The sequence below is a fragment of the Streptomyces sp. PKA51 genome, from assembly GCF_057552455.1.
This window is the reverse complement of the sequence record NZ_BAAJPZ010000010.1, coordinates 232,498-246,373: the sequence shown is the minus strand read 5'-3', so window position 1 is coordinate 246,373 and position 13,876 is coordinate 232,498. Positions and strand designations below refer to the sequence as shown.

Annotated in this window: 10 protein-coding genes; 1 reads left to right on the top strand and 9 read right to left on the bottom strand. The window is 73.2% G+C overall.

The window, feature by feature from the left end:
• Positions 1 to 84: 84 nt before the first annotated feature.
• The 6 genes from AC27L3_RS17730 to AC27L3_RS17705 all read right to left on the bottom strand — a co-directional run bounded on the left by AC27L3_RS17730 (position 85) and on the right by AC27L3_RS17705 (position 7,596).
• Positions 85 to 2,007 carry an anthranilate synthase family protein gene (locus AC27L3_RS17730; protein ID WP_487234989.1) on the bottom strand — a complete coding sequence of 641 codons (1,923 nt, stop codon included), beginning with the start codon at positions 2,005 to 2,007 and terminating at the stop codon, positions 85 to 87.
• Positions 2,004 to 2,663, bottom strand: coding sequence for an isochorismatase family protein (locus AC27L3_RS17725; protein ID WP_487234988.1), 660 nt, complete (start codon positions 2,661 to 2,663; stop codon positions 2,004 to 2,006). Before AC27L3_RS17725 ends, AC27L3_RS17730 begins: the two co-directional genes overlap by 4 nt.
• A 45-nt stretch (positions 2,664 to 2,708) precedes the next feature.
• Positions 2,709 to 3,911, bottom strand: a complete 1,203-nt coding sequence (locus AC27L3_RS17720; RefSeq protein WP_487234987.1) for a 3-deoxy-7-phosphoheptulonate synthase — start codon at positions 3,909 to 3,911, stop codon at positions 2,709 to 2,711.
• 378 nt (positions 3,912 to 4,289) lie between these two features.
• Complete coding sequence (locus tag AC27L3_RS17715) at positions 4,290 to 5,483, bottom strand: IS701 family transposase (protein WP_487234986.1); 1,194 nt, start codon at positions 5,481 to 5,483, stop codon at positions 4,290 to 4,292.
• Between the two features lie 176 nt (positions 5,484 to 5,659).
• Entirely contained in the window at positions 5,660 to 6,787 is a 1,128-nt protein-coding gene (locus tag AC27L3_RS17710; RefSeq protein ID WP_487234985.1) for an IS701 family transposase, read from the bottom strand.
• Between the two features lie 158 nt (positions 6,788 to 6,945).
• Positions 6,946 to 7,596 (bottom strand): ScbR family autoregulator-binding transcription factor, encoded by a 651-nt coding sequence (locus AC27L3_RS17705; RefSeq protein WP_487234984.1) that lies wholly within the window; start codon positions 7,594 to 7,596, stop codon positions 6,946 to 6,948.
• A 165-nt stretch (positions 7,597 to 7,761) separates the two neighbouring features.
• Here AC27L3_RS17705 and AC27L3_RS17700 point away from each other — a divergent pair, with 165 nt between their 5' ends.
• Positions 7,762 to 8,652 carry a ScbA/BarX family gamma-butyrolactone biosynthesis protein gene (locus AC27L3_RS17700; RefSeq protein ID WP_487234983.1) on the top strand — a complete coding sequence of 297 codons (891 nt, stop codon included), beginning with the start codon at positions 7,762 to 7,764 and terminating at the stop codon, positions 8,650 to 8,652.
• 64 nt (positions 8,653 to 8,716) lie between these two features.
• Here AC27L3_RS17700 and AC27L3_RS17695 read toward each other — a convergent pair whose 3' ends face one another.
• The 3 genes from AC27L3_RS17695 to AC27L3_RS17685 form a co-directional block, all read right to left on the bottom strand.
• The gene (locus AC27L3_RS17695; RefSeq protein WP_487234982.1) at positions 8,717 to 9,433 is read right to left on the bottom strand and encodes a methyltransferase; all 717 of its coding nucleotides are present in this window, start codon (positions 9,431 to 9,433) and stop codon (positions 8,717 to 8,719) included.
• 32 nt (positions 9,434 to 9,465) lie between these two features.
• Entirely contained in the window at positions 9,466 to 13,014 is a 3,549-nt protein-coding gene (car, locus tag AC27L3_RS17690) for a carboxylic acid reductase (RefSeq protein ID WP_487234995.1), read from the bottom strand.
• A gap of 163 nt (positions 13,015 to 13,177) precedes the next feature.
• Positions 13,178 to 13,633 carry a MarR family winged helix-turn-helix transcriptional regulator gene (locus tag AC27L3_RS17685; RefSeq protein ID WP_487234981.1) on the bottom strand — a complete coding sequence of 152 codons (456 nt, stop codon included), beginning with the start codon at positions 13,631 to 13,633 and terminating at the stop codon, positions 13,178 to 13,180.
• Positions 13,634 to 13,876 lie beyond the last annotated feature (243 nt).

The following is a 13,876-nucleotide window of genomic DNA, read 5'->3' as shown; positions in this document are numbered from 1 at the left end:
CGCCGGCGACCCCCGATCGGTGGTCGCCGGCGGGCGCCGCCCTTCGGGAATCCCGTGCGATCACCGCCGGCCGAGCCGGGCCCTTCAGGGGCGGGCCCGTTCCAGGACCTCGGTCAGGAGCGAGCCGACCAGCCGGACGCCGTCCTCGGTGAGCACCGACTCGGCGTGGAACTGCAGGGAGGCGAAGTGCGGGCCGCGCAGCGCGTGCACCTCGCCCGTGCCGGAGTCCCGGCTGACCTCGACCACGCCCACGCCCGGCGGCTCGGTCTTGTCCTCGGCCGAGCGGACGGCGAAGGTGTTGTAGAAGCCGACGCGTTCGCGGGCCCCGAAGAGGTCGATCTCCCGCTGCACGCCCTGGTTGGGGGCCTCCCGGCGCACCAGCGGCAGGCCGAGCCGCAGACCGAGCACCTGGTGGCTCAGGCAGACCGCGAGGAAGGGCCGCCGCTCCCGCAGCAGGGTGTCGATCGCCGAGGTCAGGTGGGCGATCTTGGGGTGGTCCGCGGCGCGCGGGTCACCGGGGCCGGGGCCCATCACGACGAGGTCGTGGCCGTCGAAGGCGTACGGCTCGTCGAAGCGCCGGACCGTCACGGCAAGGCCCAGCGAGCGCAGCTGGTGGTCGATCATCGAGGTGAAGGTGTCCTCGGCGTCCACGACCAGCACCCGTCGGCCGGCCAGTGCCGGATCGGGCCGCTGCCGCCGCTCCTGCTCGGTGAGCCAGAAGCCGGCCAGCGTCGCGTTGCGCTGCTCCAGCGCGGCGCGCACCTCGGGGTGCCCGTCGAAGCGGCGGGGGCCGTCCGCCGGCGCGGCGGGCGCCGGTTCGCCCCGCAGGGCGGCGAGCAGCCCGGCCGCCTTCGCGGCGGTCTCGGCGACCTCGGAGGCCGGGTCGGAGTGGCGGACGAGCGTGGCGCCCACCCCGATGCGCACCCGGCCGGCGGCGTCGATGTCGGCGGTGCGGATGAGGATGGCGGAGTCCATGGCCCGCTCGCCGTGCGCGTCGCGGCCGATGAGGGCGAGTACGCCGCTGTAGTAGCCGCGGCCCTGCGGCTCGTAGCGGGCGATGACGCGGCACGCGCTCTGCAGCGGGCTGCCGGTGACGGTGGGGGCGAACATCGCCTCGCGCAGGATTGCGCGGGGGTCGCGGGAGCTGCGGCCCTCGATGAAGTACTCGGTGTGGGCGAGGCGTCCCATCTCCTTGAGGCGGGGCCCCACCACCCGGCCGCCCGCGTCGCAGAACCGGGCGGTCATCTTCAGTTCCTCGTCCACGACCATGTACAGCTCGTCGGCCTCCTTGCGGTCGGCGAGGAAGGCCATGACCCCCTCCAGGTCGGGCCCCGCCGGCGGGTAGCGGTAGGTGCCGCTGATGGGGTTCATCACGGCAATGCCACCGGTGAGGCTGACATGGCGCTCGGGCGTGGCGCCCACGAAGGTGCGCGAGCCGGTGTGGACGACGAACGTCCAGTACGCGCCGGACTCGCCCTGCAGCAGCCGCCGGAAGAACGACAGGGCGCTGTGCGGCGTGAAGCCGGTGATGTCGGTGACGAACGAGCGCTTGATGACGAAGTTCGCGCCCTCGCCGCGGCCGATCTCGTCGGCGACGACCCGGCGGACCGTCTCGGCGTACGCGTCGTCGTCGACGTCGAAGCGGCCGCCGGCCACCGTGATCGGTACGTCCGGCAGGCGCCGCAGCGCCTCGGGCACCGGCAGCAGGCCCTGGCCGGTGACGCTCAGGGCGATCAGCGGCTCGCCGTCGTCGGCGCAGGCGAAGCCGCGCTCGGCGATCTGCCGGTACGGCACGAGTGCCAGCACCTCGTGCCGGGCCCCGCCGCCGCTCTCCTGCCCGGGCAGGGGCAGGTCCGCGAGCGCGGCCGGCGTGGAGACCTCGCCGACCAGGACGTCCAGGTGCCCGGGGCCGGTCGCCTCGGGGCGGTGCAGCAGGGCGAAGGCGGGCGGGTTCGGGGACAGGACGCGTGCCAGGAGGTCCGCGGGCTCCCCGGGGGTGCCGGTCATGCGCCCACCTCCAGCGCGGCCTGCGCGCCGAGCCCGGTCACGACGGTGTCCGTCGTGCACACGACGGCGCAGCGCTGGGCGGCGTACTGCAGGGCCATCCGGTGGTGCTCGGCGGAGAAGTCCGCGACGGCGTCCGCCACCAGGAAGGTCTCGATGTCGTTGGTGAACGCCTCGACCGCGGTCATCAGGACGCCGACGTGCGCGTAGACGCCGCACAGGACGAGCTGGTCGCGGCCGCGCTCGCGCATCCAGCGCAGCAGGCCGGAGCCGAAGAAGGCGCTGTAGCGCCACTTGGTGAACACCATGTCGTCGCCGCGCGGCGCCAGCACCTCGACGACCTGCCGGTCCGTGGGGTCCACGCGCATGCCCGGGCCCCAGAAGTCCTTGAGCAGGCCGCGCTGTTCGTCGGTCATGCCGCCGGGCTGCGCCGTGTACGCGACGGGCACGCCGGCCGCCGCGCCGTGCTCGCGCAGGGCGGTGGCGTTGCGCACGAGCGGGTCGCGGACGGCGGCGGGCAGCGGCCGCAGGAAGTAGCGCTGCATGTCGTGCACGAGCAGCACGGCACGTCGCGGATCGACGCTCCAGGCGGCGGTGTTGCCGGGCAGGTCCCGTGCCGTGGGCAGGGGGTAGGGCTCGATGGGGGGTATGCCGGCCATGGCGGTGCTCTCCTTCGCTGTCGGGGGCCGGGGCGGTGCGCCGGGTCAGGCCGCGGCGGCCGGGGCCGTCCGGCCGGCCGCCCACCAGGCGGAGACCACGGACAGGGCCTGGGCGGGGTTGAGCCGGGGGTCGCAGAAGCTCGTGTAGCGCTCGCCCACCCGGCCGGCCTGCTCCGCGCCGTGCACGCACTCGGTCACGTCGTCGGGGGTGGTCTCCAGGTGGAGCCCGCCCGCGACGCCGCCCGCGGCCAGGACGGCGCACCGGAACTCCTCGGCCTCGCGCGCCACGGTGGCCAGGAAGCGGGTCTTGAACCCCTCCGGAGTGGCGACGGTGTTGCCGTGCATGGGGTCGGTCAGCCAGATCACCGGGTGACCCGCGGCGCGTACGGCCGTGACGAGCGCGGGCAGCCGCCCGGCCGCGGTGCCGGCGCCCATTCGCGCGATGAGGGTGAGCCGGCCGGGCTCGCGGCGGGGGTCGAGCCGTTCGCACAGCTCCAGCAGTTCGCGGGGGGTCGTGCCCGGACCGACCTTGCAGGCCACGGGGTTGGCGACCGCGGCCAGCAGCCGCACGTGCGCCCCGTCGGCCTGCCGGGTGCGCTCACCGATCCAGGGCCAGTGCGTGGAGGTCAGCAGCAGCCGGTCCCGCTCGTCCCGGCGGACCATGGGCAGCTCGTAGTCGAGCAGCAGCGCCTCGTGGCTCGTCCACACGGGCGCGCCGATGCGCGCGGGCGTGCCCGGGCCGCGCCAGCCGAGGTGGCCCATGACCGCGCGGGCGGCCTCGTAGCCGGCGAGCAGGCGCTCGGGGTCGGGGCGCCGCACGGCGGGGTCGGGCTCCGGGCCGTTGACCATGTGGCCCCGGTAGACGGGCAGATCGACGCCGCCGATGCGCTCGGTGGGGTTCGAGCGGGGCTTGCCGTACTGGCCGGCCATCCTGCCGGCGCGCACCACGGGCCGGCCCGTGTCCAACTGCAGGGCTCCGGCCAGCAGGCCCAGCAGCCCGGCCTTGCGGGCCACGGCGGCCCGGGTGGACTCCGCGGGGTCCTCCGCGCAGTCGCCCGCCTGGACGACGTGGGCCTGCCCCGCGGCGACGCGGGCCAGTTGGGCGCGCAGCTCGTCCACGTCGGCGGCGCCGACGAGCGGTGGACGCGTCGCCAGCTCCTTGCGGACCTGCCGGACGTGTTCGGCGTCCTCCCACGGCGGCTGCTGCAGCGCCTGTTCGTACCGGATGCCGGGAACGGCGTCGTCCACTGTTTTCTCCAATCACGAAAGGGTCGGTGAAACAGCCGCACTCGGGCGGGGAACCGGGAAAACGCGGGGAAAGGAAAGACGGAAGAGGAAGGATGCGCGCGGGGGCTGATGCCGGGAACCCGCCGCGATCGTGATCCTCCTCGACGGGACGCGGGGCGCCAAGCGGGCCGGCCGTACTCCGTCAGGTGATGCGGCATGCGTCAGGTGACCGGGCATGCGTCAGGTGCGCGGATGTTTGTCAGGTGGACGGCATTCCGTCATGTCGTCACGCAGCCCGGCAGGCCCCGAAAAAAGCAGCAGGCAGACGGTTCGACGACCGTCTGCCTGCAGAGCCCGCGCCCTTTCCGGGCGACGCGTGAATTGCCGGGGAAAGGCTTCCTAACTGCCGTTCGCGAGGGCGACCACCGCGTGGGCGGCCGAGGCGAGGGTGACGTGCCGGTGCCATCCGCCGAACGAACGGCCCGTGAAATCCCGGATGCCCACCCGGTCCGCGATCTCGGTGAAGTCCCGGTCCACCTTCCGGGTCAGGCGCGTCAGCCGGGCCAGGGACGCCGGCGAGGTCGTGGTCAGGTTCGTCAGCCACAGGCCCCCGGGCCAGGGGCCGCCCTCCTCCCCGACGCCCAGCAGCACCAGCTGCTCGCGCGCGACGGCGGCCGGGGACAGCGGCGGCAGCCCGACGCGGACGGCGGCGGCGAACCGCCGGGGCCGCGCCGCGCCACCGGCGCGCTCGGTCTCCACGAGCGGCCGGCGCATGTCCTTGGCCAGGCCCATGATCTGCTGCGCGGACAGCGCCCTGCGGCCCCGGACGGGCAGGGCGGGGTCCGCCACCTCCAGCAGGAGGTCGCCCCGGATGCGCATCAGCAGCGGTACGCCGGCGGCGCCGAGCCGCTCGAACATCGTCGCCGTGTGCGCCTCGCAGGCGTCCAGCACCACCGGTCGCAGCGGCAGTTCCCACTCCGCCGAGGTCTCCCGCAGCGCCTCGATGACGCACTCGGTGAGGGTCTCGACGTCCGCGGCGTCCGGGATCGCGACCTGGCTGCGCCGGATGTCGTCCTTGAGCCACGCCTTGGGCAGGTGCAGCCGCCAGTTGACGGGGGCGCTGACGTCCTCGGAGGCCGCCCAGACGCCGACGGCGCGCTGGGCGTTGAGCACTTGGCCCAGGGTGGGGAAGTAGTGCTTGTCGACGCCGACGGAGTGCCGTCCGGTCTTGGGGATGATCATTGTCTTCACCACCCAGGCCCGCGGGGGGAAGGCGCCGGTCAGGTGGTGGGCGAGGGCCCGGCGCAGGGGGACCCAGTCCCAGGTGGAAGCGGAAATGAAGTGGTGGAGATTCTGTTCGGACACCTGCTCGCCGGACAGCGTCGCCGCGATGTTGCGGACGGACTTGCGCCCCGGGGTCCGCAACAGGCCGCGTATGTATTGCATTCCCTTTCGGCACTGGTCGCTGCGCGTCAGGGAGGTGAACAGGGTCGAGGAGAGGTCGGCGAGGACCGCGTCCTGGGAGGAGGACCGCAGGGTGGACGCCGGGATGCGTGGTGCGGGATGCGCGAGGCGCAGGTCGAGATTGAGCATGGGTTCTCTTCACTCCTGCCCGGGCCGAATGCGTGGCCATTGCCGGATGGCCGGGTCCGTGCGTAAGGACCTGCCATTCCTTCACCCCCGTGGCCCGTGTCGGTGCTGGGGAGCCTGGCCCGACAGTAAGGACCAGTGCCCGGAGTGACCACTGTCCGGCCTAGGAGAGTGTCAAGTTACCGGACGGTAGTTCTGTTGTTGTGGGTCACGGCGATCAGATGCGCCACCGAGGCGAGCGTGATGTGCCGGTGCCAGCCGGGGAACGAGCGTCCCGCGAAGTCCCGCATGCCCACCCGCTCGGAGACGGCGGCGAAGTCGCGTACGACGACCTCCGGCAGCCGGGTCAGCCGCAGGGCCGGAACGGGGGAGGAGGCGGCGGTGTTGGTCAGCCACAGCCGCCGGTGCCCGGCCGCGGTCCACTCGCACAGCAGCACCATTCCCTCGCCCTCCGCGGGCGGCGGCACCACCGGTATGGCCGCCGCCGTCGTGGGGCCGTCACCGGGGTCGACCCGCCGCCGAAGGCGCGGGAGGAACTCGGCGAGGTCCCCGGCGGTGCGCTCCAGGTCGCCGTAGCGGGGCAGTTCGGCGCGGTCGAGCCGCAGCGGCGTCGCCCGCCCCACGCGCACCAGGAACGAAAGCCCCAGCGACGACAGGAAGCGCGCGGTCGACGCCCCGTCGAGGCCGGGGATGTCCACGACGACCGGCAGACGCAGCCCACCGTCGATGCCGAGGACGCTGACGACCGTCTCGCGCACGCACTCCTCGGTGCTGCACACCGCCGCGTCCTCCGGAACGCTCGCGCGCCGCCGCAGCGGGTCGGTCATCCAGCGCTCGGACAGCCGCAGTTGCCAGTCGACGGGCACGGCGACCCGCGGCGAGGCCAGCCAGGAGCCCACCGCCCGCTGGGCGTTGACGCTGCCGTACGGCGTGGGCTGCTGGTCCACGCCGACGGAGTGCGAGCCGACCTTGGGGATCAGCGTGTGCCGGATCACCCATGCCTCGGGCGCCAGCGTCCGGTGCACGTGACGGGCCAGGGCGTGCCGCACCGGCGTCCACTCCCAGGGGGAGGAGCTGATGAAGTGGTGCACGCTCTGCTGCGCCGCCGCGCCGTCGAACCGGGCGGCGATGCTGCGCAGCGTCTTGCGGCCGGGCACCGACAGCAGGCCGCGGACGTACTGTTCGGCCTTCGCCCGTTGCCCGCTGCGTTGCAGCGAGGCGAACAGGTGCCGGCCCAGCGCGTCGTCCAGGGCCGCCGGTGCATGCGTCCCGGCCACGGCGCGCGTGCGTCCACCCAGGTCTGGCATCGTGTAACCCCCCGTTGCCCGCCACCCGGCGGGTGGACGGAAAAGCGCCGTGCCGCCCGGTGCCGAAGACCCGGGTGGCCCGAAAACCGGACTCACGTCCTGTTTATTTATACCGGGACTTTGCCATGGGGGACCGAACCATTCAGGCCACGCGGGCGTCAGGGGCGCCCGGTCGCGGGGGAGCCGGCCTCCGGTGCCAGCAGGTGCGCCGCGCGCGTGGGGGAGGTGTCCAGCTTCGCCAGCACCCCGGGGCGGGCGATGTTGGGCAGCGTGAGCCGCAGGAAGCCGGAGACCTCCGCGGACAGGTCGCCGTCGGGCAGGCTCTCGGTGACCAGTTGTATGCCCGTCCAGGCGCCGACGAACATCCGTGCCGTCTCCTGCGGGTCGACGTGCACGAGCAACTCCCCGCGCTCGCGGGCCGCGGTGAGCAGGTCCTCGCCGATGGCGATCCAGTCGGGCCAGCGGGTGCCGAACATGCCGCGGGCCTTGACGTCGACGGACAGCCGGATGGAGGCGCTCAGCAGCGGTTCCCTGGGCAGGCGGTGGGCCAGCAGCAGGGCCAGGTCCACCCACTCCTGCAGCTTGAACGCCTGTGGGGCGAGCCCCTCCATGGTCACCGCCTCGTCGAGCACGGCGCGGGCCAGCTCTTCCTTGGAGGTGAAGTGGAAGTACAGGCCGCCGCGGGTGAGCCGGGTCCGGTCGATGAGGCCGCCGATGGTCGTGGCGTCGTAGCCGAGTTGGTCGAACATCTCGGCCGCCGCCTCAAGGATGATCCGGCGGGTCTGGATCGCCCGTTCCTGCCTCGCCACCGCACGCCTCCTGGACATTCCTTTACTAGTGCTTGAACTCACACTTACTCATGGTCGAAACAGACCGGGGGGCCGGTACTTTAACAGCCCAAGGTATGGAGTTGCGCAGACCTGGCACACCTAGGGGGGGCCTTGCCCGACGTCACTCTGGAACCAACGGCCACTGTGGAAGACCAGTCCTCCACACCGCCGCCGCATGCTCTCCTCGGCGCGTACGCGCACCTCAGACGCCCGGAATCGCTCCTGGTCACCGACTGGGAACCCACCGGCGCCCACGCGTTCGCCCTCGCCGTCCGCTGGCCCGCGGCCCGCGGACCCCTTCCCTACGACCCGCGTGTGCTCGCGCAGACCGTCCGGCAAACCGGACTGGTCGTCGCACACGGCGCCTACGGCGTGCCGCTCACGCACCAAACGATGCTCAGCACCTTGGAGTTCACCGTCGCGCCGGACCTGCGCGCGACCGAAGGCCCCTCCGCGCTCGCGGTCGAGGTCACCGTCGCCGAACCGGCCGACAGCCGCAGCTCGGCGCGGAGCCTGCGCATGGGCTTCCACATCCTGCGCGACGGCCTGACGGCGGCCCGGGCGCACACCGAGTTCCGCTGGATCCCGCCGCGGGTCTACGCGCGGGTGCGCGGCTCCCACGCGAGCGTCGACTGGGGCTCCTGGCCGCTGCCCGAGCCCATACCCGCCGGCCTCGCCGGACGGGCCTCGGCCGCCGACGTCGTCCTCGCCCCCGGGGGTGCGCCGCACCGCTGGCTGCTGCGCAACGACCCGGCCAACACCGCCCTGTTCGACCACCCCGTGGACCACGTACCGGGGCTGGCCCTGCTGGAGGCCGCCGACCAGGCCGCCCACGCCGCTCTCGCACCCGCCACCCCGGTCACCCTGAGGATCGCCGCGAGCTACCGGAAGTACGTCGAGTTCGACCGGCCCTGCCGGATCGAGGCGACACCGCTGCCGGCGGCCGCGCCGGGCCGCTACGCCGTGCGCATCACCGGCACCCAGGACGGCGAGGAGGCCTTCGCCGTCGACTTCGCCGGCGTCAAGCGCAGTTGAGGCGACGGCTGCGGCCCCCGGCACGCACGAGCGTGTGCCGGGGGCCGCAGCGCAGCCGGTCGCCTCAGGCGGGCAGGACCTCGAAGAGCTTGTACGTGACCTGCTCGCCCGCCAGCTTCCGGTCGGCCGTGCCCAGGGGCGCGAGCCGCGTACCGGCCTGCGCGGCGACCTCGGTGATCCGGTCGGCATCGCCGAAGCTGTTGAAGGTGACCAGCGCCCGGCCGCCGGGCAGCAGCCGCCCGTGCACCTGGGAGAGGTAGCGGCCGAGGGCCGAGTAACCCCGGTCGAAGATCGCCCACTCGAAGTCCCGGGTGAACTCGAAGTCGGCCGGGGCCTCGAAGACGCTGCAGTTCCAGAAGACGGCGTCGAAGCGCTCGTCCGGGCCGAGCTCGTCGAACAGGTCGCTGCGCAGGGCCCGTACGCGGTCGGCGACGCCGTGCCGCGCGGCATTGAGCAGGGTGCTGTCGACCGCACTGTGCACGATGTCGGTCGCGGTCACCTCGGCGCAGCCGTGCAGGGCCGCCCACACGGCGGTGACGCCCGCCCCGCAGCCGATCTCCAGGAAGCGGCCGCCGGTGGGGTAGGGGATGGCGGTGGTGTACCACTCGGTGCCGGTGCCCGGGTGGGGCGCGTACGTCCCGGGGACCACGTCCCACTGCTTGCCCAGGAGCTCGAAGGCGGTGGGCTCGGGGCCGTCGGCGGTGCCCAGTTCCTCGACGAGCCTGCGCCCGAGGCGGTACCGGCCGTCGAAGTCTTGCGTGTGCTGCTCCGTGGGCTGCATGGCTCTCCCTGTGCGATCGAATCGGGTGCGGTTCAGGCGGACTTCAGGTGCTCCAGGTCGGCGGCGTACTTCGCGATGAGGGCCGGTGTCAGGTGCGGGATGTCGCCGCCGGGGCCGAGCCCCGCGTCCCGTACGGCGGCCCGGAAGCGGTCGGAGGGGATGGCGGATCCGGCGACGGCCTCCTCGGGCTGCGCGAAGCCGTGCAGCAGCGGCAGCACCGAGTGCCGGCGCCGGGACTCGGGCAGGGCGCGCAGGGCGGCCTCGATGCGGGTGAGCCAGTCGCCGTGGTCGTCGATGCGCGTGATCCGGTGGCCGGCGTCCTGCAGCCAGTCGACGAAGGTGTCGAGCGATATCCCGTCGTCGTGCGGGTTGACCAGGCTGAACGTCCGGTAGCCGGGTGCGGTGCCGTCGCCGAGGGCCACGACGGCCGCCGCGGTGAAGTCGACGGGCAGGCCGTCGTAGTGGGCGCGCGGGCGGGTGCCGCCGGCGTCCGCGCGGTAGAAGGAACGCGGTGCCAGGCCGGTGGCGATGACGCTGAACAGCAGGCGGCTGAACATGTCCGGGACGTTCAGCTGCCCGCCGTACCGGCTGTGCGCGAGGATCATGTTGGACCGGAAGGTGGTGACGGGCAGGCCGTAGCGCTCGTGGGCCTCCCGCAGCAGGACCTCGCCGGCCCACTTGCTCGTGGCGTACCCCGCCGCGTACCCGCCGTCGACCGGCTGGACGGGCAGGGCGGTGCGCACGTCGGCGTCCTCGCCGAGGGCCCCCTCGCCGGGCAGCGAGGTGGCGACGGCCACGCTGGAGATGTACGTGAACGGCTTGATCCGCTCGGTCAGTGCGAGCCGGACGAGCTCGGCGGTGCCCAGCACGTTGGCGTCGAAGAGGTGGTGGTACGGCAGGACGTGGTTGACCAGGGCGCCCGCGTGGACGATCAGGTCGCTCTCGCGCGCCAGCCGCTGCCACGTCTCCTCGTCCAGGCCCAGCCGGGGCTCGGCGACGTCGCCGGCCACGACCTCCAGGTGCCCCGCCAGCGCCTCGAAGGCGTGCACGAGGTCGGCGTCCCCGCCGGCGAAGGCGCCGGCGAGCCGCTCGCGGGCGGCGGCGGCGTCCTTGCCGCGCACCACGCAGGTCAGCTTCCCGCCCGTGGCCGCGAGCTTGTGCAGCCACTCCAGGCACAGGAAGCGCCCGAGGTAGCCGTTGGCCCCCGTCAGCAGGACGTGCCGGGGCTCCCCGGCGGGCCGGGGCAGCCCGCCCGCGGCGGCCAGGGTCGGCGCGTCCAGGAACGCCTCCAGGGTCAGGTCCGCGGCGCGGACCTCGGTGGCGCCCGCGCCGTGCACCGAGGCCGCGGTGGGCCGCTCGCCCCCGGCCGCGCGCCGGGCCTCGATGTGACCGGCCAGCTGCTGCAGGTCGTACGCGGGGCTGATGATCATGTCGACGGGGACCCGGACGGCGAAGATCTCCTGGAGCAGGTCGGAGAAGGACACCGCCGACAGCGAGTCCCCGCCGAGGTCACGGAAGCGGGCCGCCGGGCCCACCTCGATCGTGGAGGTGCCCAGCAGCGCCCGGGCGGCCCGCTGCACCGTCTCCGGCACCGGCCGGTCCGCGGCCCCGCGGCGCACCTCCAGCAGCTCCTCGGCCTCGCGCTCGGTCGTGCGGACGTACAGCTCCTCCAGGCGCTCGCGGTAGCGCTCCAGCAGCTGGGGCCGCAGCAGCTTGCGATGGTCCGACAGCAGGCCGTTGGCCTGGCCGAAGGGCTCGGTCTCGATCAGCAGGCCCCGCGGGACCTCGTAGGAGTTCAGCCCCGCGTCCTTGGCGATCTGCTGGAACGATTCGCTCAGCCGCTGCTCCAGGCTCTCCGGCGCGCCGCCCGCCTCCGCCAGGGCCTCGGCGGTGGGGACGACCACGGCCAGGAGGTAGGAGCGCTCGCCGTTGCCGTAGACGAAGATCTGCCGCACCAGCGGGCTCGCGGCGAAGACGGCCTCCAGCGTCGCGGTCGCCACGAACTCGCCCTGCGAGAGCTTGAGCACGCTGGAGCGGCGGTCGACGACGGCGAGCCGGTCGGGGCCGGTCTGCGCGACGATGTCGCCCGTCCTGTAGTAGCCGTCCTCGTCGAGGATCGCGGCGGACAGCTCGGGCTGCTTGTAGTAACCGGGCACCAGGGCCTCGGTCTTCAGCAGGAGCTCGCCGCGCGGATGGGGTGAGTCGGTGCGGAAGTAGCCGAGTTCGGGCACGTCGGCCAGCTTGTAGTCGGTCACCGGCGGGCGCAGCAGCGCGCCGTCGACCCACACGGCCGCGGCCTCCGTGGAGCCGTAGATGATGTGCAGCTCGATGCCCAGCAGGGACTCGACGAACGCGGCCAGGTCCGCCGACAGGGGCGCCGAGCCGCAGCTGGCCCAGCCGATGCGGCCGCCGAGGACGGCGGTGCGCAGGTGCGCCTTCACCTCCTCCTCGGCCGCCGCGCGGTCGGCACCGGCCAGCACCCGCCGGTCGAGCTCGCTGCGGTATTTCTGGTGAAGCATTTCGCAGACGCGCGGCACCAGGGACAACTCCGTGGGCCGGGCGAGCGCGATGTCCTCGAAGAAGGTCGAAAGGTCGCTGCTCGCCGTGAAATAGGTGATGCCGCCGCGGGCCATCGTGTTTTTGAGGGAGGAGTGCCCGGCGACATGGCTCATCGGCATGTAATGGAACGTGATCGCGTGCTCGTCCGAGAAGAGTTTCGCCCACGCGCCGCCCCACATTGCCGCGGCCAGCCGGTTGGTGTACATGGCACCCTTGGGCGTTCCGGTGCTGCCCGAGGTATAGACGAGCATGGCCAGCGGATCGTCGTCGTCCGCCGGTGTGTACAAGGGGGCGTCGGGCAGGCCGGCGCCCCGCGCGACGAGGTCCGTCAGGACGTCGACGGGCACGTCGCGGCCGGCCTGCGCCAGCCGCTCGCGCGCGGCCGACAGCGCCTCGCGGTCGGCGTCGACCTGCTCGTGGAAGTCGAAGACCACCAGGCGCCGGACGGAGGCGTTCTTCAGCGTCAAGGAGACGGCGACGTCCAGGCGTTCGAGGCTGGAGGCGACCGTGAAGGGCTCGGTCTCCGCGACGATCGCCTCCAGCTGCGGCATGGGCGCGCTGGTCTGCAGGGGAACGGTGACCGCGCCGAGGTGGACGCAGGCCAGGTCGGCGACGGCGTAGTCGCCGCTCGCGAAGCCCAGGAGGGCGACGCGCTCACCGGGCACGAGGGGGTGCTCGCGATGGTGGTGCCACTCACGGGCCACGGCCCGTACGCGGCCGAGCACTTCGGCGAAGCTGGTCGTCTCGTACCGGGGGAGCAGGCGCAGCGAGACGCGGCCGGTCCCCGGGTCCGTCACGAATTCCTTGGCGCGTTCGCCGAGGGCGGGCCGCTCCGCGTAGCGCTCCAATACACTCGCCATCATTTGCGCAAGCCGCATTCCGCATCTCCGCATCGCATCAATGGCCGACTTCTGGGCTCGGAAAAGGACGGACGCGCGCCGGCGGAAGGAAGTCCGGGGCGCGGCAGGGCGTTTCGCAGCGTATTGCCGTTGCCCTGTCCGTTCGGGCGATGCTAACCACAGCCGGGGCGGGGCCCGGAGAAGTGCGACGACGATCTGTCAGGTCGCGGAAGATACGTCATACAGGGCCGTGAATACGGGCCGGTAATGGCGCGGGGAATCGGCTACACTCCGTCGGCGGCCACCGGCCCGCGGCCGGGCCGGTGTCACCACGGGCCGGGTCGTGTCAGTCGGCGGTGCGCAGGGGAAGGGATGTCAGGGCGTCGGCGAGCGGCGCCAGTTCGGGCAGGGCGCCGGCCCCTTCCAGGGCCTCGGCCAGTGAGGCGTCGTGGGTCGGCCGGGCCCGGTCGAGCACGGCGTGGCCCTCGGGGGTGACGCGGGTGTAGATGCCGCGGCGGTCCTCCTCGCAGATGTACCGCTCCAGCAGGCCGCGTTGCTCCAGTCGGGTCACCAACCGGGTGGTGGCGGACTGGCTGAGCACCACGGCCTTGGAGAGCTGGTTCATCCGCAGGCGGTAGCCGCCCTCCTGCGACAGCGTCTCCAGGACCCCGTACTCGCTGACGGACAGGCCGTGTTCGTGCTGCAGCGCCCGTTCGAGCGCGTCCTCGATCCGCGCGTGCAGTGCGGCCAGTGTGCGCCAGCCCTGCGCGCGGGCCAGGGCGGAGTCGTCATTGATCGACATCGGGCCCAACACCCCCTTGCGAACGTCTGCCTGGATGCGGCAACATCAGGCTCCTGAAATATAACGCGCGCGCAACTATCGCGGACGCGGGTTGTTGTGCGCTCTCCGGATCAGTCTATGGGGAGAGGACGTCCCACATGTCGGGCAGCTCGGCTCCGAGTGAACAGAAAACGGGAGGCGAGGCCTTGGCGGCTCCCGAGGCAGCGGCTCCGGGGCTCCAGGGCCCCGTGCGGTGGTCGGCCC

Excerpts from the sequence above, each read along its gene's own strand:
- AC27L3_RS17715 (WP_487234986.1), bottom strand. The coding sequence starts at position 5,483 with ATGCTCAATCTCGACCTGCGCCTCGCGCATCCCGCACCACGCATCCCG.
- AC27L3_RS17695 (WP_487234982.1), bottom strand. The coding sequence starts at position 9,433 with ATGCAGCCCACGGAGCAGCACACGCAAGACTTCGACGGCCGGTACCGC.
- AC27L3_RS17730 (WP_487234989.1), bottom strand. The coding sequence starts at position 2,007 with ATGACCGGCACCCCCGGGGAGCCCGCGGACCTCCTGGCACGCGTCCTG.
- AC27L3_RS17710 (WP_487234985.1), bottom strand. The coding sequence starts at position 6,787 with ATGCCAGACCTGGGTGGACGCACGCGCGCCGTGGCCGGGACGCATGCA.
- AC27L3_RS17685 (WP_487234981.1), bottom strand. The coding sequence starts at position 13,633 with ATGTCGATCAATGACGACTCCGCCCTGGCCCGCGCGCAGGGCTGGCGC.
- AC27L3_RS17725 (WP_487234988.1), bottom strand. The coding sequence starts at position 2,663 with ATGGCCGGCATACCCCCCATCGAGCCCTACCCCCTGCCCACGGCACGG.